Here is a 17,733-nt window from a genome sequence, read left to right on the forward strand (position 1 = left end):
CCCGTGACACCATGAGCGGGGGCGGGCCGGACCCTTCATCTTGCCCGAAATACTCCGGGGGTCCGGGGGCTGGCCCCCGGTCCGCTGGCGAACCCGGCCGATGCCCCCGGCCGCCCTACCCGCGCCGCCGCAACACTGGTATACGCAAAGCAACCCTTCGAGAGAGCGCCCATGTCCAAGATCAAGGTAGACAACCCCATCGTCGAGATGGACGGCGACGAGATGACCCGGATCATCTGGGATTTCATCAAGCAGAAACTGATCCTGCCCTATCTCGACATCGACCTGCTCTATTACGACCTCGGCATCGAGAACCGCGACGCCACCGAGGACCAGGTCACCATCGACGCCGCCGAGAAGGCCAAGCAGGTGGGTGTCGCCGTCAAGTGCGCCACCATCACGCCCGACGAGGCCCGGGTCGAGGAATTCGGTCTCAAGAAGATGTGGCGCAGCCCCAACGGGACGATCCGCAACATCCTGGGCGGCGTGGTGTTCCGGGCGCCGATCATCTGCCGCAACGTCCCCCGCCTCGTCCCCGGCTGGACCAAACCCATCGTGATCGGGCGCCATGCCTTCGGCGACCAGTACCGCGCCACCGACATCAGGTTCCCCGGCCCCGGCAAGCTGAGCCTGAAATTCGAGGGCGCGGATGGCGAGGTGATCGAGAAGCACGTGTACGACGCGCCCTCCTCCGGCGTCTACATGGGCATGTACAACCTCGACGACTCGATCAGGGATTTCGCCCGTGCCTCGATGAACTATGCCCTCAAGATGGGTTGGCCGCTCTACCTGTCGACCAAGAACACCATCCTCAAGGAGTATGACGGCCAGTTCATGGCGCTTTTCCAGGAGGTGTTCGATGCCGAGTTCAGGGACAAGTTCGAAGCCGCAGGCATCGAGTACCAACACCGGCTGATCGACGACATGGTGGCCTGCGCCATGAAGTGGAACGGCGGTTTCGTCTGGGCCTGCAAGAACTACGACGGCGACGTGCAGTCCGACACCGTGGCGCAGGGCTTCGGCAGCCTCGGGCTGATGACCAGCCAGCTGATGACCCCGGATGGCAAGATCATGGAGGCCGAGGCCGCCCACGGCACGGTCACCCGCCATTACCGCCAGCACCAGGAGGGCAAGGAGACCTCCACGAACTCGGTCGCCTCGATATTTGCATGGGCGGGAGGCCTCAAGCACCGGGCCAAGCTCGACGGCAACGAGGATTTGAGGATCTTTGCCGAGACGTTGGAAAAGGTCGTGGTCGAGACGGTGGAGTCCGGTCACATGACCAAGGATCTCGCCCTGCTGGTCGGGCCGGACCAGGGCTGGTTGACAACGATGGGCTTCCTCGAGAAAGTCGACGAAAACCTCAGCAAGGCGCTCCCCGGCTGACATCGCGGTGCAGTCCGGTCGGGCGTTTTTCCGGCAACAACATCACGGTCGGCGCTTGACGGCACCCGGCACAGCGGGCGGTATTGCCCGGCAAACGAAGCGGAGGCGTGGCCATGGCCAATGCGTATCTCATACTGCTGCTTGCAGTCCTGTTCGAGGGGCTGGGGTCCATGTCGCTGCAGGCAAGCCAGCAATTCACGCGCTTCTGGCCCTCCGTGGGCGTCGTGGTGGGCTTTGGCGCCGCCTTCTACCTTTTCACCATCGTCCTGAAATACCTCCCGCTCGGGGTCACCTACGCGATCTGGTCGGGGCTCGGCATCTGCCTGACGGCCTTCCTTGGCTGGGCGATCTTCCGTCAGGGCGTTGATATCCCGGCTTTGCTGGGCATGGCGCTGATCATCGCCGGGATCGTGGTGATAAACGTCTTTTCCAGCACGGCCACGCACTGAGGACTGTCACCCGCAGGTGTCAGCCCCTGTCGCGAGTACGCGCGTGCATGTCTGCAATCATGCGACTCGCGGTCGTCTCGAACGCGGCCGGAACGATCGCGTGAACGAGGGCGCAGCAGCCGGCGGCGAGCAGCCTGGCGCCGAACATGCCCGCGAACGCGGCATGTTCGAGATAGGTTTCGTCCACGCTGCGGGGATGGTCGAGAAAGATTTTCCGGATCATGGCACGGACCTCTTGGTTCAATACTCCGGGCCAGTGTCTACCGCGCTGCCCGGCAACATTTTTCCCAAAATGTCCATGAACTACATGGATATTGGGACAATATCTCAATAATCTGCTTCCATGGGCGATATCGATGAAATTGACCGGCGAATCCTGTCAGAGCTTCAACGGGACGCCGGGCTGCCGCTGGACCGGCTGGGAGAGCGCGTCGGCCTGTCGCGCAATGCCTGCTGGCGGCGGATAAAGGCACTGGAGGCGGCCGGCATCATCCGCGGCCGGGTCGTGCTGCTGAACCCGCAAAAGCTGGGGCTGGGGCTGACCGTATTCATGCAGATCAAGGCAGCCGCGCACGACGCCGACTGGCTCGCGCGGTTCGCCGCAGCAACCCGGGCCATGCCGGAAATACAGGCTGTCTACCGGATGACGGGGGAGCTGGATTACCTGCTGCGCGCGCGGGTGGCGGACATGGCCGACTATGACAGGCTCTACCAGCGGCTGGTCGGTCGATTACCCATGGCCGACGTTTCGGCGTCCTTCGTCATGGAAGAGATCAAGGAAACCACCGAGCTGCCGCTCTGAGCTTCGTCAGGAGGCCTCCTCGGTGTCCGGCCCCATCCGGTGGAAAAGATCGATGTCGCGCACGGTGATCATGCCGCTGATGATGATGCCACCGATGATCACCCACAGCACGGCCGAGATGCCGGTGACGATCCATGCCTTCTTGCGAAGGTTATGACGCTCGGGCGATCCCGAATGTGTTCCGGGCACGATCTCGCCTGCCTCGCCCTGCGTCTGGATACGCATGGGCAGCACGACAAGGAACGTCATGAACCAGATCACCATGAACAGCACGACGGCCGAGGCGATGGACATCAGACTTCCTCCAGTTCGACCAGCGTGCCCTGGAAATCCTTGGGATGCAGGAAGAGCACGGGCTTGCCGTGGGCGCCGATCTTGGGCTCGCCAGATCCCAGCACCCGCGCGCCGCTTTCCTTCAGGCGATCACGCGCGGCAAGGATGTCGTCGACCTCGTAACAGACATGGTGGATACCCCCGGCCGGGTTTTTCTCGAGAAAGCCGTTGATCGGGCTGTCCTCGCCCAGCGGGTAGAGCAGCTCGATCTTGGTATTGGGCAGTTCGATGAAAACCACGGTGACCCCGTGGTCCGGCTCGTCCTGCGGCTCTCCCACCGTCGCGCCCAGTGCGCCGCGATACTGCTCGGCCGCTGCCTCGAGATCGGGCACGGCGATTGCAACATGGTTCAGGCGTCCGATCATCTGCTGTCCTCTCGTGTCGCTTGTCCACGTTATGGAGCCCCAGCCCCGATGAGGCAAGCGACAGGCGGCCGCAACCCGCGATTAACGCTTCATTAGCCAAGCCTGCCTAGCGTGGCGGGGCAACCTCATCCGAAGGGAGCCCCCAATGGACGATCTCAAGGACTGCATGATCTACAAGACACCCACGGCCACGCGCCCGTTGCTCGGCATGACCATCCTCGTGGTCGAGGACAGCCGCTTTGCCTGCGAGGCGCTGCGCCTGATGTGCCTGCGCAGCGGGGCGCGCATCCGCCGGGCCGATTGCCTCGCCTCGGCACGGCGCCATCTGAAGGTTTACCGCCCCTCGGCGGTCATCGTCGACATGGGGCTGCCCGACGGGCCGGGGGCAGAACTGATATCCGACCTGGCCGGGGCGATGCCGCGGATCGGCGTGATCCTCGGCATGAGCGGGGATGACGGGACCGAGGACGCCGCGCTGTCGGCGGGGGCCGACGGGTTCCTTGGTAAACCGCTGACCACGCTTGCCGGCTTCCAGCAGGCCGTGATTGCCGCACTGCCCGACGATCAGAAACCCGATGGACCGCGCAGCGTGGCCACCGATACCGTCACGCCCGAATGGTCCGCCTACCGCGATGACATCGCCCATATCGCCAACCTGCTGGAAACCCGGCAGGACGGCGCAACACTTGACTACGCGGCACAGTTCCTGCGCGGCGTGGCGCTTGCGGCACGCGATTGCCCATTGGAAAACGCGGCAACCGATCTGGCGGAATCGCGTGCCGTCGGCAGGTTGACGCACGACATGACCACCCGGCTCATACGCCTCCTGCGCGCCCGCACCGCCAGCCGGGCCGCGATCTGACGGCGCCCGGCAGCGTCACCGCGTGGCGGGGTCGCTCGCCGCGCGGACGAGCCGCGTGAGATCGCTCAGCCGTTCGGCCTGCACGCCGGTGCCGTCGAAATTGGCCGCTGCAAGCCACAGGCGGAACGCCTCGTCGAGCGCCGGCCACTCGGTATCGATTACCGAGAACCACGCCGTATCCCGATTGCGCCCCTTCACGACGGCCGCCTGCCGGAAAATCCCCTCGAAACTGAAGCCCAGCCGCTGCGCCGCGCGGCGCGATGCCATGTTCAGCGCATCGCATTTCCATTCATAGCGGCGATACCCGGCCTCGAACGCCCATTTCATCATCAGGTACATCGCCTCCGTGGCGGCGCGGGTCCGCTGCAACCGTGGCGACATGACGATATGCCCCACCTCGATCGAGCCGGCCGCCGGCTGGATCCGCAGGAACGCGGCAAGCCCGCCATGCTGGCCGTTGTCGAGATCCTCGATGGCATGGAAAAGCGCATCGCCCCTGCCGGTCACACCGCGCATCCAGCGGTGGAACTGCGCGGCCGAGGGGAACGGGCCGTCAGGCATGTAGTCCCACAGTTCGTCATGCCCGTCGAAGGCGCGGTAAAGCAGCGCCGCGTGCCGCTCGGCCTCCAGCCGCTCAAGCCGCGCATACCGGCCCTGCATGGCAACTCCGTCGGGCAAAGACGGCACCGTCCAGCCGGGAACGGGCCGCCCTGCAGGCCGTTGCGTTTTCCTGTCCAATGGCGCCCCCTCACCTCCGGCCTCGAGAATAGGCGCGGATAATCCAGGTTGGAAGGGCGCCGGAGTCAGAGGATCAGCCCCGGGTCGACGCCAAGGTCAAGCCCGGGGAACACGGTCTGCTCGATCACCCGCCGGTCGAGCCCGAGGAGATGATGCATGATCCAGCCGGCATGCGCGCGCACGTCTCTGGTCGGCATCAGGTCGCGCCGGCGGTAAAGCTCCGCCTCCGTCAGCCCCGGCCAGTCGGTGACGATGCGCCCGCCGCGCAACGCGCCGCCGGCCATCATCATTACACCACCCGTGCCGTGATCGGTGCCCCCGGTTCCGTTGGCGCGCGCGGTGCGGCCGAACTCGGTCATGGCAATGATCGAAGTCTTGTCCCAGACCGGGCCGAGGCCGTCACGCAAGGCCAGAATGTTGTCCGTGAGTGTCCCCAGCGCACGCGGCAGAGTCCTGTGCTGGCGCGCGTGCGTGTCGAACCCGCTGATCGAGTAGGCGGCGATGCGCGTGTCACCGCGCAGCCGCTCGGCCGCAAACTGCGCGATCTCCCCGGTTCCGCCGCCCTTGCGGCGCGGCGCACGCATGCTGTCCTGCATCGCGTCCATCATGCCCGCGGTGTCGAGTGGCCCGTCCTCCGTCAGCGAGGCGAGACTCTCCTGCGAGAGGTCAACGGCCTCCTGCATCGCGTCTCGGAAAAGGGGATCTTCATGCATCACCATTTCAAGCAGCCGTTGCGCCTGCGGGCTCAGCGTCAGCGCGGCATCCGGCGACCAGTCGGCCACCTCCGCCGCCCCGCGGGTCAGCAGCATGTCCGACTGTCCGATGGCATAGGCCGTCTCCGATTCCGTGCCCGGAACGGTCTGGAGCATGCGGTTGAGCCATCCGTCACGCCGCCCGGTTGGGCCGGATGCGCCCGAGCCCGCCTCGAGGATGTCCTGGCCGTCGAAATGACTGCGCTTGTCCCGGTAGGGCGTCGAGACGGCGTGCGCGAACCCCAGCTGCCCGGCCCGCCAGAGCGGCATCAGCGGGGCCATCGCGGGGTGCAGGGCGAAGAACCCGTCGAGATCCAGCTCGCCCGGCACGTCATCGCCGGCCATCCCGTCCCGGTAGGCCGCGAATTCCCGCGCGCCGTAAGGCCGGACCGCGTCGAGCCCATCGAGCCCGCCGCGCAGGATTATGACCACGAGCCGGTTGTCCCACGGAGCACTTGCCATCGTCACGGGGGTCATCAGCGGGCTGGCGGCCAGCGAACACCCCAGGGCGGCCGAGCGTGTCAGGAACAGGCGGCGGGAATGATCGGTTCGGGACATGCGCGTGCTCCTGGTTACATCCGCTGGAATTCCGGCGAGGCCAGAACAAGGCCGATACCCTCGGCCCGCGTCTCCGCCCCGCGCGCCGCGCGGCGCACGCTGTCGGAGGCGACGCCGCCGAGCGCCGTTTCGACGAACTCGCGCGGATCGGGCAGCACGCGACGCAGGCGGAACGGCGCGGTCATCCCCCATTGCAGCCGCGCCGCCAGCCGTTGCGGGGTGATCCACTCGGCATCGGACTCGGGCCAGCCATCGGGTCCGGTCGGGCGGCCCCAGCTCTGCCCCATGAGCTCCAGCGGGTCGAGAAAGAGGTTGCGCATCTTGCGTATGCTGCCCGACGGCACGTGTTGCGGCACGATGTCCAGCGCGCGCAGCGTCGATCCGACGAAATCCAATGGCGGCTTCACGTTGCCCGGACGTGCCGACCAGGCATCCGGATGATCGAGCAACACGGCATAAACGGCCACGAGATCACCGCCGGTTTCTCGATAACGCGCGGCCATGTCGCCCACGAGCGCGTCCGTCGGCGCGTCCGAGACGAAGTGCACCGCCAGCTTGCGGGCGAGATGGGCGGCGGTTGCCGGATGCCTTGCGAGATCGTCCAGCACTTCGTGAATATCCTCCAGCCGCGCCGGGTCGCCCCCGTATTGCCTGCCCAGAACCGTTTCGGCACCCGGCTCGGCCCAGCCGCCAAGGAACCGGACCCCGTGGCGGTCACTGTAGGTCAAACCCGTGAGCAGCTCGGCCAGCTGCCGCACGTCATCCTGGGTGTACGGCCCGTCCGCGCCCAACGTGTGCAGTTCGAGCAGTTCCCGCGCCAGGTTCTCGTTGAGCCCCACCCCCCTCTTGGCGCGCTGTGCGCGCAGGCTGTTGGGCCCCGACGAGAGGCGCTGATCGAGGTAGCTGATCATCAGGGGATGCGTGACCGCCGCGCGCAGCATGTCGGAAAAGCGGCCGGCCAGATGCGGGCGTATCGCCTCCTCGGTGTAGGTGGCATAGGAATGCCGCATCAGGTTGCGCGGGTCGGCGGCGGTGAAATGATCGGTCCAGAAGGCCGCGAGCCGTTCGCGGAACCCGTCCCCGGTCAACGCGCGGCGCAGCAGCGTCTGGCCCAGCCATCCCAGCCCGGCCCGGAACGTGCTGCGCGCCGCGCGCCTCAGCTCCCCCTGCAGCGCCTCGCGCTCGGCCTCGTCCCGCGTGTTCCTGTAGGCTTGGCGAAGCGCCTGAATCTCTCGCCGGTGGGTCACCGCGACCTTGAAGCCGGGAACCGGAAACGCCTCGGCCGCGCGGTCGGGGCCGGACAGGCGTGCCAGCATGTCCGCCGTCGACGCCGGCGGCGCGATTGTCGGCGAAAGCCCGCAGCCAAAGCGGATCGCCGCACGTTCGGAATCAAAGCGCATTGGGCGCCCTCGCGGATGTCACGTGCCTCAGTATAGCATCTGCACGCTCATCTCCATCATGCAAAGACGCCGCACGACACGCCATGCGCGCCGTTCCGCCGGTTATTTTGATGTCTGCTCAACACCGCCTACCCTGTCACCATTAAGCATTGATCAACACACATCGTTCTACTAATGTTCCAATGACAACCTGAGCAGGTTCGGGCTATATGCTGGATATGACACAAGACCCTTCGCAAGATTTGTCCGAATTCCTGGACCAAGACCGCTTCGGCACGGTGATGGCAGATCCGCCGTGGCGGTTCACAAACCGCACCGGCAAGGTCGCGCCAGAACACAAACGCCTGTCGCGGTACCCAACGATGACCGTAGACGAAATCTGTGCGTTGCCGGTCCGTGATTTCTTGGAGGACCGCGCGCACTGCTATATCTGGGTGCCCAACGCACTTCTGCCCGAGGGTTTGCAGGTCATGGCAGCCTGGGGATTCGATTACAAATCGAACATCGTCTGGCACAAGATCCGCAAAGACGGCGGTTCGGACGGACGCGGCGTGGGATTCTATTTCCGCAATGTCACAGAGATCCTTCTCTTCGGGACGCGTGGCAAAAATGCCCGAACTTTGCCACCAGGGCGCCGGCAGGTGAACATGCTGCAAACGCGCAAGCGGGAGCATTCGCGAAAACCCGACGAACAGTATGAACTAATCGAAAGCTGCTCCTGGGGGCCGTATCTGGAGCTGTTCGGGCGCGGTATAAGGGAAGGCTGGACAGTCTGGGGCAATCAAGCGGATGCCGATTACAAGCCGAGTTGGAAAACGTATCCCTACAACTCGGGCGTGGCGGCAGAGTAACCCGAAACGCTGGACAGGGGTAAACCTATCAGCAACAAGGGACAGGGATTGCCGACACCGCGCGTTATCCTGTCTTCCAGTTTACCCCAGTGCGTCGTCGCAGTTCCGAATTTATCGGCAACAAACGATTGGGCAAAAGCATCCGCGAATGGAACCTGACGTCTCAATAGACGGTCCAGCGCTTTCTTTTGCCGAGCGGTCCGTTCCTTCATGCCCCAAGGCTCCAGTTCCTCGGGACCCCGAATACCTTCTTCGCGAATCGTACTCGCGACGATATCTCGCATCGCCGCCTACATGGCCGCCCCGCGCGTCACCAGCACACCCAGAGAAATCGCGCCTTGCGCATGAAGCCGCTGAAAGTTTTCGAGGTCACGGTCGAAGAACGGATCTTTGTTGTTCCACTCGATTTCAAGAGCCAGTGTCCCTTTATCGCAGTGCAGCACATGGTCGATTTCGTGGGATTTCGCCTCTCGCTCCTCGCCGTCCACTATCGTGCGAATGATGAAATTATGTTTCTTCCAGCCTGCCTCATAGAGCGCATCACGGAGACGCATGGTTGATTGCGCCTGGCCGCCACCGCTTTGGATCAGTTCTCGCGCGGATATGCTGAAATTGAGCAGCGACGACACCAGTTCTTCCGTCTCATCCGCAAAGTCGCCAGACAGTATCGCCTGCGCATGATTACGCGTTGTGACATCAAATCCGGCAGCATGCAGGACGTGGAACATGGCTACGTCACTCCCGCGGCAGGAGCCGCAGCCCGAGTTCCATCAACTGGTCCGACGTGGGGTCTGAGGGCGCGTTCATCATCAGGTCCTCGGCCCGCTGGTTCATCGGGAACATGATGACCTCGCGGATGTTCGAGGTGCCCGCCAGCAGCATCACGATCCGGTCGATCCCCGCCGCGCAGCCGCCATGCGGGGGCGCACCGTACTGGAACGCGTTGACGAGGCCGCCGAAACGCTTGCGAACCTCGTCCTCGTCATAGCCCGCCTTCTCGAAGGCACGGAACATGATATCGAGCCTGTGGTTGCGGATGGCGCCAGAGCAGATCTCGTAACCGTTGCAGGACAGGTCATACTGCCAGCCCAGCACGTCGAGCGGATCGCCCTCCAGCGCCTCCAGCCCGCCCTGCGGCATCGAGAAGGGGTTGTGAGAGAAATCGACCGCGCCGGTCTCCTCGTCCTTCTCGTACATCGGGAAATCGACCACCCAGCAGAAAGCGAAACGGTCCTGCTCGGTCAGCTCAAGCTCCTCGCCGATGACGTTGCGCGCCTTGGCGGCGACATGCTCGAAGGCGTGCGGCTTGCCGCCGAGGAAGAAGGCGGCGTCGCCCTTACCGAGGCCAAGCTGCCGGCGGATCGCCTCGGTCCGCTCGGGGCCGATGTTCTTGGCCAGCGGGCCGGCGGCCTCCATCCCCGACTCTCCCTCGCGCCAGAAGATGTAGCCCATGCCCGGCAGGCCCTCTTTCTGGGCGAACACGTTCATCCGGTCGCAGAACTTGCGCGATCCGCCGCCCGGCGCGGGGATGGCCCTGATCTGGGTGCCGTCCTGTTCCAGCAGCTTGGCGAAGATGGCGAACCCGCTGCCCCGGAAATGGTCCGAGACATCGGCCATCTTGATCGGGTTGCGCAGGTCCGGCTTGTCGGTGCCGTACCAGAGCGCCGCGTCGCGGTAGGAGATGTGCGGCCAGTGCTTGTCGACCTTGCGGGTGCCGCCGAATTCCTCGAACACGCCCTCGATCACGGGCTGGACGGTGTCGAAGATATCCTGCTGCTCGACGAACGACATCTCCATGTCGAGCTGGTAGAAATCCGTGGGCGAGCGGTCGGCGCGGGGGTCTTCGTCGCGGAAACACGGCGCGATCTGGAAATACTTGTCGAAGCCCGACACCATGATGAGCTGCTTGAACTGCTGCGGCGCCTGCGGCAGGGCATAGAATTTCCCCGGGTGCAGGCGCGAGGGCACGAGGAAGTCGCGCGCCCCCTCGGGGGACGATGCGGTTATGATCGGCGTCTGGTACTCGCGGAAACCGATATCCCACATGCGCCGCCGGAAACTGGCCACCACGTCCGAGCGCAGCGCCATGGCGCGCTGCATCGCCTCGCGTCGCAGGTCGAGATAGCGGTAGCGCAGGCGCGTTTCCTCGGGGTATTCCTGGTCCCCGAAGACCATCAGCGGCAACTCGTTCGACGCGCCGAGCACCTCGATGTCGCGGATATACACCTCGATTTCGCCGGTGGGCAGCTTGGGGTTGATGAGGCTGTCATCGCGCGCCTTCACCTCGCCGTCGATGCGGATGCACCATTCGCTGCGCACCCGGTCCACCGCGTCGAAGACGGGGCTGTCGGGGTCGCACAGCACCTGCGTGACGCCGTAGTGGTCGCGCAAGTCGACGAAGAGCACACCGCCGTGGTCGCGGATGCGATGCACCCAGCCGGACAGGCGGACGGTCTCGCCCACATTCGATTTCGTGAGATCTGCGCAGGTATGGCTGCGATATGCGTGCATGGGGTCCTCTCGCGGGGCGGTTTCGGGGCGTGGCCACGATCCGCGCCGATACACATGCGCGGGACAGCAAAGTCAAGGGGCGGCGGGGCGCCGCCCGCGCTGCCAGCGCCTCAAAACCGTTTACAGGCCCGGAAAATTAAGCAAAACTGGGTAGTAACAGGCAGGTTGCCCCCATAATCGATAACGACGGCAAGTTGTGCATCATCGTGCAGAGGCGTTGTGGGGACGCGCAGACTGACGGGGTGAAACATGTGGAACAAGGTTTTCGACGGCTTCCTGAGCCACTTGATGCGCGAGGGCGATTTGCGCGTGACGTTCGCCGACGGCAGCACCTGCAGTTACGGTGACGGCTCCGGCGACCCCGTCCATGTCACGCTCCACGATGCGAACCTGCCGCGCAAGATCATACTGTCGCCCGACATGGCCGTGGGCGAAGCCTACATGGATGCGCGCCTCACGATCGAGAATGACGACCTCTACGGGTTCCTCACGCTGGCCATCCGCAACATTGCCCAGCAGGGCGATCCATGGTTCCGTCGTCCGCTCAACTGGGGCCGGCACGCCATGCGGTACCTGCAGCAGTTCAACCCCGCCAGCCGCGCCCGGGCGAACGTGGCGCATCATTACGATCTCTCGCGCGAACTTTACGACCTTTTCCTAGACAAGGACCGGCAGTATTCCTGCGCGTATTTCCGCGACCCCGAGATGACCCTCGACGAGGCGCAGGAGGCCAAGAAGCACCACATTGCAGGAAAGCTGCTGATCGAGCCGGGCATGCGGGTGCTCGATATCGGCTGCGGCTGGGGCGGGATGGGGCTGACCCTTGCGCGCGACTACGGCGCCGAAGTGCTGGGCGTGACCCTGTCGCAGGAGCAGCACGCCATCGCCAACCAGCGGGCAGAGGACGCCGGCCTCGCGGACCGTTGCAAGTTCGAGTTGATGGACTACCGCGACGTTACGGGCCAGTTCGACCGGATCGTTTCCGTGGGCATGTTCGAGCATGTCGGCGTGCCGCATTACGAGGAATATTTCCGCAACGTCCGCAACCTGCTCAGGCATGACGGGATCGCGCTCATCCACACGATCGGGCGGTCGGACCCGCCCGGCACCACGAGCCCGTGGATCCTCAAGTACATCTTCCCCGGCGGCTACGTGCCCGCCTTGTCCGAGGCGATCGCCCCCGTGGAGCGGCAGCACCTGTTCGCCACGGATATCGAGGTGTGGCGCCTGCACTACGCGCAGACGCTGCAACACTGGCACGACCGTTTCATGGCCAACATCGACAAGGCACGCGCGCTTTACGATGACCGGTTCTGCCGCATGTGGCGCTATTACCTGATCGCCTGCGAGCTCACCTTTCGCTACAATTACCAGGTGGTTTTCCAGTTCCAGCTCACCAAGGAGCAGGACGCCGTGCCGCTGACGCGTGACTACCTCTACCGGGGCGACGGGACCAAGCCGATGCGCCACGCCGCCGAGTGAACACCCCCGGAGTTCAGGCCATGGTTGCCGGAATCAGGCCGCGCAGCGCATTGCCCACGTAGAGCGCGCGCGCCGCGCGCAGATGCGCGGGCGTCAAGATTTCCTCCCGCGCCATTCCACGCGCGAGCAGGTCCTCGCGCAGAACGCCGGGCAGCACGCCACAGGCGACAGGCGGCGTAACCATGCCATGCCCGAAATCCACGAAAAGGTTGGTGATCGTTCCCTCGCACAGTTCCCCGCGCTCGTTGACGAAAAGAACCTCGTCGACATTTGCCGGCATCGACTGCCGCGCGCGGTCATAGACGGCGCGCTCTGTCGTTTTGTGACGTCGCCACGGGTCGCCGGACGCCAATCTCTCGGACGCAAGACCGAGCCGCCAGACCGTGCCATCCGGCAACGGCGTGAACGGAACCGTCTTGAGCGTGACCGCGCCATCGGGCGCGACGGTCAATCGCAGCCGGAGCGGCCCCGTTCCGCGCACCGCGTCGAGCCATGCCCCGGGCGCGTGCGGCGTGATGCCGAGCGCGACGGCGCTGCGGTGCAGGCGGGCCAGGTGGCGGTCGCGCAAATGGACGCCCGCGCCGGGTGTCCAGAGACAGGTTTCGATCAGGCGAAAGCCGGGATCAGCCGGCGGGCGAAGCGTGTTTTCCATAGGGCCTCTTCGTACTCCGCGGCAGCGGTGCTGTCATGCACCACGCCGCCGCCCACGCCCAAAACGGCCTGCCCGTGCTCGACCATCAGCGTGCGGATGGCCACGCTGAATTCCGCCCGGCCGTCCGGTGCGGCCCAGCCGATGGTGCCGCAATAGATATCGCGCGGTCCAGCCTCCAGGGCGGAAAGGATTTCCATCGCCCGCAGCTTGGGCGCGCCGGTAATGGACCCGCACGGGAACAGCGCGTGGAATATCTCTCCAAGCCCGGCGTCCGGGCGCAATTCCCCGGTGACGAGCGACGTCATCTGGTGCACGGTCTCGTAGCTCTCGATACTGAAGAGCTCCGGCACGCGCACGCTGCCCGGCGCGCAGATGCGCGAGATATCGTTGCGCAGCAGATCCACGATCATCAGATTCTCGGCACGGTTCTTTTCGTCCTGCGCCAGATGGGCGCAGCGGCGCGCATCCTCGGCCGGGTCGTCGCCCCGGGGCTGGGTGCCTTTCATCGGGCGGGTTTCGATGCGCCCCGCCGCGTCGGTGCGGAAAAAAAGCTCGGGCGAGCGGGACAGGATGTCCGGACCGCCCGTGCCCTGCACAAGTGCGCCGTGGCGCACGGGCTGCGCATGGGCCAGCGCGGCATAGAGGGCGTCCGGCGTGCCCTCGGCGGCCATGTCGACGGGGAACGTCAGGTTCGCCTGGTATATGTCGCCCGCGCCGATGAAATCATGGACCTCGCCGAAAACGCGCGCATACGTGCCTTCGCTCCAGCGCGGGTGGAACCCGCTGAGCGCCGCCGGCCCGTCCTTTACGGGGGCGACCTCCATCGGCCCGTCATAGACCCCGAAACAAAGCAGCGGCAGACGCCGGCCCGGCGGCTGCAACGGCGCAAGGTGCGGCTCCAGCGCATAGCCCAGCTCGTAGCTGGCGTAACCCGCGAGCCATGCGCCGTCCGCCTGCGCCCGCGTGAGCGCCTCCAGCGCGCCGGGCACTTCCCGTGGCGAGTCTGCCACGATCAGATGCCTTGCCCCCTCGAACCGGCAGGGCTTCAGCTTCGGTCCCTGGTCGAAACGAATCTTCACGCGCGGCATCTCCTTCACATACACCCGCGTCCTACCTAATTCCTCCGTTCCCGGCTGACACCCTCAAAAACGCCGTTTTCGCCGGGGTTTGCGATCCCCCTTGCACAGCCTTGCGTGACGGATATAACCGCCGGGATTTTGCGCTGCTCCAGGGAGCTCTCATGCCGAAGAGAACCGACATCTCCTCCATCATGATCATCGGCGCGGGCCCCATCATCATCGGACAGGCGTGCGAATTCGACTATTCCGGCGCGCAGGCCTGCAAGGCGCTCAGGGAGGAAGGGTACCGGGTGATCCTCGTCAACTCCAACCCGGCCACGATCATGACCGACCCCGAGTTGGCCGATGCCACCTACATCGAGCCGATCACGCCCGAAATCGTCGCGAAGATCATCGAGAAGGAACGCCCCGACGCGCTTCTGCCCACCATGGGCGGGCAGACCGGTCTGAACACCGCGCTGGCGGTGGCCGACATGGGCGTGCTGGAAAAATTCGGCGTCGAGCTGATCGGCGCCAACCGCGAGGCCATCGAGATGGCCGAGGACCGCAAGCTTTTCCGCGAGGCGATGGACCGGCTGGGCATCGAGAACCCCGCCGCGACCATCGCCAACGACATGGACGAGGCCATGGCCGCGCTGGAGCATGTGGGCCTGCCCGCCATCATCCGGCCTGCCTATACGCTCGGTGGCACGGGCGGCGGCGTGGCCTATAACCGCGACGACTACGAGCATTACTGCAAGTCCGGGCTCGACGCCTCGCCGGTCAGCCAGATCCTGATCGACGAGAGCCTGCTGGGCTGGAAGGAATTCGAGATGGAGGTCGTCCGGGACAAGGCGGACAACGCGATCATCGTCTGCTCGATCGAGAACGTCGACCCCATGGGCGTGCACACCGGCGACTCGGTCACCGTGGCCCCCGCGCTGACGCTGACCGACAAGGAATACCAGATCATGCGCAACGGCTCCATCGCCGTGCTGCGCGAGATCGGCGTGGAAACCGGCGGGTCGAACGTGCAATGGGCCATCAACCCCGAGGACGGGCGCATGGTGGTGATCGAGATGAACCCGCGGGTGTCGCGCTCCTCCGCGCTGGCCTCCAAGGCGACCGGATTCCCGATTGCCAAGATCGCCGCCAAGCTGGCCGTGGGTTATACGCTCGACGAGCTCGACAACGACATCACCAAGGTGACGCCGGCGAGCTTCGAGCCCACCATCGACTACGTCGTCACCAAGATCCCGCGCTTCGCTTTCGAGAAATTCCCCGGATCGGAGCCGACACTGACCACCGCGATGAAATCGGTGGGCGAAGCCATGGCCATCGGGCGGACGATCCACGAAAGCCTGCAAAAGGCCCTGTCCAGCATGGAGACGGGGCTTTCCGGCTTCGACGAGGTCGAGATAGAGGGCGCCACCGACCCGGCAAACGGCAAGGCCGCGATCGTGAAGGCCTTGAGCCACCAGACCCCCGACCGGCTGCGCACCATCGCGCAGGCGATGCGCCACGGGCTGACCGACGACGAGATACACCAGGTCACCCGGTATGACCCGTGGTTCCTTGCCCGGATCCGCGAGATCGTCGAGACCGAGGCGGCGGTGCGCGACGGCGCCCTGCCCGGCGACGCCGAGGGGCTGCGGCAGCTGAAGATGATGGGCTTTACCGACGCGCGGCTGGCCACGCTGACCGGGTTCACCGAGGCCGATGTGCGTCGCGCCCGTCACGAGGCCGGCGTCACGGCCGTGTTCAAGCGCATCGACACCTGCGCGGCCGAGTTCGAGGCGCAGACGCCCTACATGTATTCCACCTACGAGGCCCCGATGATGGGCGACGTGGAGTGCGAGGCCCGGCCGAGCGACCGCAAGAAGGTCGTGATTCTCGGCGGTGGCCCCAACCGCATCGGGCAGGGGATCGAGTTCGACTATTGCTGTTGTCACGCCTGTTTCGCCCTGACCGGCGCGGGCTACGAAACGATCATGGTCAACTGCAATCCCGAAACGGTGAGCACAGACTATGACACCTCTGACCGCCTCTATTTCGAGCCGCTGACATTCGAGCATGTCATGGAAATCCTGCGGGTCGAACAGGAGCGCGGCACCCTGCACGGGGTGATCGTGCAGTTCGGCGGCCAGACCCCGCTGAAGCTTGCCAACGCGCTCGACGCCGCGGGCATCCCGATCCTGGGCACACCCCCCGACGCCATAGACCTTGCAGAGGACCGCGAGCGGTTCCAGACGCTCGTCAACAAGCTGGATCTCAAGCAGCCCAAGAACGGGATCGCCTCCTCCGGCAAGCAGGCGCTTGAAATTGCCGAGGCGATCGGCTTCCCGCTGGTGATACGCCCCTCCTACGTCCTCGGCGGGCGCGCGATGGAGATCGTGCGCGACATGGCCCACCTGGAACGCTACATCAACGAGGCGGTCGTCGTCTCGGGCGATAGCCCGGTTCTGCTGGACGGCTATCTCGCGGGCGCCATCGAGTGCGACGTCGACGCGCTCTGCGACGGCAGCCGCGTGCACGTGGCCGGTATCATGCAGCATATCGAGGAGGCCGGCGTGCATTCCGGCGACTCGGCGTGTTCGCTGCCGCCCTATTCGCTCTCGAACAGCACCATCGCGGAGATCGAGCGCCAGACCGAGGCGCTGGCGCTCGCGCTGGACGTTCGCGGGCTGATGAACGTGCAGTTCGCCGTCAAGGACGATGATATCTACCTCATAGAGGTCAATCCGCGGGCCAGCCGCACCGTGCCCTTCGTGGCCAAGGCAACGGATTCGGCCATTGCCTCGATCGCCGCGCGGCTGATGGCGGGCGAAACGATGGAATCCTTCCCCCATCGCGGCCCCTACCCCGCCGACGCCAAGCCCGGCTCGCTGCCCATGGCCGACCAGATGACCCTGGCCGACCCGGCGATGCCGTGGTTCTCGGTCAAGGAGGCGGTGATGCCCTTCGCGCGGTTCCCCGGCGTGGATACCATCCTCGGCCCCGAGATGCGCTCCACCGGCGAGGTCATGGGCTGGGACGTGTCCTTTCCGCGCGCCTTCCTCAAGGCGCAAATGGGCGCCGGGACGAACCTGCCGGAATCGGGGCGGGTCTTCTTCTCCATCAAGGACGCCGACAAGACCCCGCTGCTCATCGAAACCGCCCGCACGCTGGTCGATATCGGCTTCTCCATCGTCGCGACGCGCGGCACGGCCGGCTTTCTCGACAGCCACGGAATCGCCTGCGAGATGGTCAACAAGGTCTACGAGGGGCGGCCCGACGTGGTTGACATGCTCAAGGACGGGCAGATCGCGCTGGTGATGAACACCACCGAGGGCGCGCAGGCCGTCGAGGACAGCCGCGAGATCCGGTCGGTTGCACTCTACGACAAGATCCCGTATTTCACCACGGCGGCGGGGGCGCATGCCGCCGCGCGTGCCATCAAGGCGCGCAACGAGGGCGACCTCGACGTCATGTCGCTGCAAGGGCCACCGCCACGGCCCGTGGGCTAGACGGGAATAGCCCCGATACAAGTGGTTG

The 17,733-nt window shown here is 65.3% G+C and carries 18 protein-coding genes; 7 read left to right on the forward strand and 11 right to left on the reverse strand.

Annotation, left to right across the window (positions count from 1 at the left end; translation table 11 throughout):
* The first annotated feature begins 171 nt into the window (after positions 1–171).
* Together ACH13J_RS08475 and ACH13J_RS08480 are read left to right on the forward strand one after the other, a co-directional pair.
* On the forward strand, positions 172–1,386 hold the full coding sequence (locus tag ACH13J_RS08475; RefSeq protein ID WP_397542896.1) for an NADP-dependent isocitrate dehydrogenase: 1,215 nt from the start codon (positions 172–174) through the stop codon (positions 1,384–1,386).
* A 113-nt stretch (positions 1,387–1,499) separates the two neighbouring features.
* A complete protein-coding gene (locus ACH13J_RS08480) occupies positions 1,500–1,835 on the forward strand; it encodes an SMR family transporter (RefSeq protein WP_397542897.1) in 336 nt (111 codons plus the stop codon).
* 19 nt (positions 1,836–1,854) lie between these two features.
* Here ACH13J_RS08480 and ACH13J_RS08485 read toward each other — a convergent pair whose 3' ends face one another.
* Positions 1,855–2,058, reverse strand: a complete 204-nt coding sequence (locus ACH13J_RS08485) for a DUF6356 family protein (RefSeq protein WP_397542898.1) — start codon at positions 2,056–2,058, stop codon at positions 1,855–1,857.
* A gap of 120 nt (positions 2,059–2,178) precedes the next feature.
* Here ACH13J_RS08485 and ACH13J_RS08490 point away from each other — a divergent pair, with 120 nt between their 5' ends.
* Positions 2,179–2,637, forward strand: a complete 459-nt coding sequence (locus ACH13J_RS08490; RefSeq protein ID WP_397542899.1) for an Lrp/AsnC ligand binding domain-containing protein — start codon at positions 2,179–2,181, stop codon at positions 2,635–2,637.
* Positions 2,638–2,643: 6 nt separating this feature from the next.
* Here ACH13J_RS08490 and ACH13J_RS08495 read toward each other — a convergent pair whose 3' ends face one another.
* Entirely contained in the window at positions 2,644–2,931 is a 288-nt protein-coding gene (locus tag ACH13J_RS08495; protein ID WP_397542900.1) for a DUF1467 family protein, read from the reverse strand.
* On the reverse strand, positions 2,931–3,335 hold the full coding sequence (gene mce, locus ACH13J_RS08500) for a methylmalonyl-CoA epimerase (RefSeq protein WP_397542901.1): 405 nt from the start codon (positions 3,333–3,335) through the stop codon (positions 2,931–2,933). The genes ACH13J_RS08495 and mce overlap by 1 nt, the downstream gene beginning before the upstream one ends.
* 145 nt (positions 3,336–3,480) lie before the next feature.
* On the opposite strand from mce, the gene ACH13J_RS08505 reads away from it, so the two are divergent.
* Positions 3,481–4,197: a response regulator gene (locus tag ACH13J_RS08505; RefSeq protein ID WP_397542902.1), complete on the forward strand. Its 717-nt coding sequence runs from the start codon at positions 3,481–3,483 to the stop codon at positions 4,195–4,197.
* Between the two features lie 15 nt (positions 4,198–4,212).
* Here ACH13J_RS08505 and ACH13J_RS08510 read toward each other — a convergent pair whose 3' ends face one another.
* The 3 genes from ACH13J_RS08510 to ACH13J_RS08520 all read right to left on the reverse strand — a co-directional run bounded on the left by ACH13J_RS08510 (position 4,213) and on the right by ACH13J_RS08520 (position 7,645).
* A complete protein-coding gene (locus tag ACH13J_RS08510) occupies positions 4,213–4,857 on the reverse strand; it encodes a GNAT family N-acetyltransferase (protein WP_397542903.1) in 645 nt (214 codons plus the stop codon).
* A gap of 143 nt (positions 4,858–5,000) precedes the next feature.
* Positions 5,001–6,245 carry a DUF1501 domain-containing protein gene (locus ACH13J_RS08515; RefSeq protein WP_397542904.1) on the reverse strand — a complete coding sequence of 415 codons (1,245 nt, stop codon included), beginning with the start codon at positions 6,243–6,245 and terminating at the stop codon, positions 5,001–5,003.
* A 14-nt stretch (positions 6,246–6,259) separates the two neighbouring features.
* A complete protein-coding gene (locus tag ACH13J_RS08520) occupies positions 6,260–7,645 on the reverse strand; it encodes a DUF1800 family protein (RefSeq protein ID WP_397542905.1) in 1,386 nt (461 codons plus the stop codon).
* 218 nt (positions 7,646–7,863) lie between these two features.
* On the opposite strand from ACH13J_RS08520, the gene ACH13J_RS08525 reads away from it, so the two are divergent.
* Positions 7,864–8,496, forward strand: a complete 633-nt coding sequence (locus tag ACH13J_RS08525) for an MT-A70 family methyltransferase (RefSeq protein WP_397542949.1) — start codon at positions 7,864–7,866, stop codon at positions 8,494–8,496.
* Here ACH13J_RS08525 and ACH13J_RS08530 read toward each other — a convergent pair.
* The 3 genes from ACH13J_RS08530 to aspS are packed head-to-tail and all read right to left on the reverse strand — an operon-like array spanning position 8,469 to position 11,007.
* Entirely contained in the window at positions 8,469–8,780 is a 312-nt protein-coding gene (locus ACH13J_RS08530; protein ID WP_397542906.1) for a hypothetical protein, read from the reverse strand. The genes ACH13J_RS08525 and ACH13J_RS08530 overlap by 28 nt on opposite strands.
* A gap of 6 nt (positions 8,781–8,786) precedes the next feature.
* Positions 8,787–9,224, reverse strand: a complete 438-nt coding sequence (locus tag ACH13J_RS08535) for a BglII/BstYI family type II restriction endonuclease (RefSeq protein ID WP_397542907.1) — start codon at positions 9,222–9,224, stop codon at positions 8,787–8,789.
* Positions 9,225–9,231: 7 nt separating this feature from the next.
* Positions 9,232–11,007 (reverse strand): aspartate--tRNA ligase, encoded by a 1,776-nt coding sequence (aspS, locus tag ACH13J_RS08540; RefSeq protein WP_397542908.1) that lies wholly within the window; start codon positions 11,005–11,007, stop codon positions 9,232–9,234.
* 249 nt (positions 11,008–11,256) lie between these two features.
* Between aspS and ACH13J_RS08545 the strand changes: the two genes are divergently transcribed.
* Positions 11,257–12,489, forward strand: a complete 1,233-nt coding sequence (locus ACH13J_RS08545) for a class I SAM-dependent methyltransferase (RefSeq protein ID WP_397542909.1) — start codon at positions 11,257–11,259, stop codon at positions 12,487–12,489.
* Positions 12,490–12,502: 13 nt separating this feature from the next.
* Here the strand turns inward: ACH13J_RS08545 and ACH13J_RS08550 are convergent, their stop codons facing one another.
* Together ACH13J_RS08550 and ACH13J_RS08555 are read right to left on the reverse strand one after the other, a co-directional pair.
* Positions 12,503–13,141, reverse strand: a complete 639-nt coding sequence (locus ACH13J_RS08550) for an aminotransferase class IV family protein (protein WP_397542910.1) — start codon at positions 13,139–13,141, stop codon at positions 12,503–12,505.
* Positions 13,096–14,220, reverse strand: a complete 1,125-nt coding sequence (locus ACH13J_RS08555) for an aminodeoxychorismate synthase component I (protein WP_397542911.1) — start codon at positions 14,218–14,220, stop codon at positions 13,096–13,098. The genes ACH13J_RS08550 and ACH13J_RS08555 overlap by 46 nt, the downstream gene beginning before the upstream one ends.
* Before the next feature lie 161 nt (positions 14,221–14,381).
* Here ACH13J_RS08555 and carB point away from each other — a divergent pair, with 161 nt between their 5' ends.
* Complete coding sequence (gene carB, locus ACH13J_RS08560) at positions 14,382–17,705, forward strand: carbamoyl-phosphate synthase large subunit (RefSeq protein WP_397542912.1); 3,324 nt, start codon at positions 14,382–14,384, stop codon at positions 17,703–17,705.
* Positions 17,706–17,733 lie beyond the last annotated feature (28 nt).

Source organism: Roseovarius salis, from assembly GCF_044472985.1.
In the GTDB taxonomy this organism is placed as follows: Bacteria; Pseudomonadota; Alphaproteobacteria; order Rhodobacterales; family Rhodobacteraceae; genus Roseovarius; species Roseovarius salis.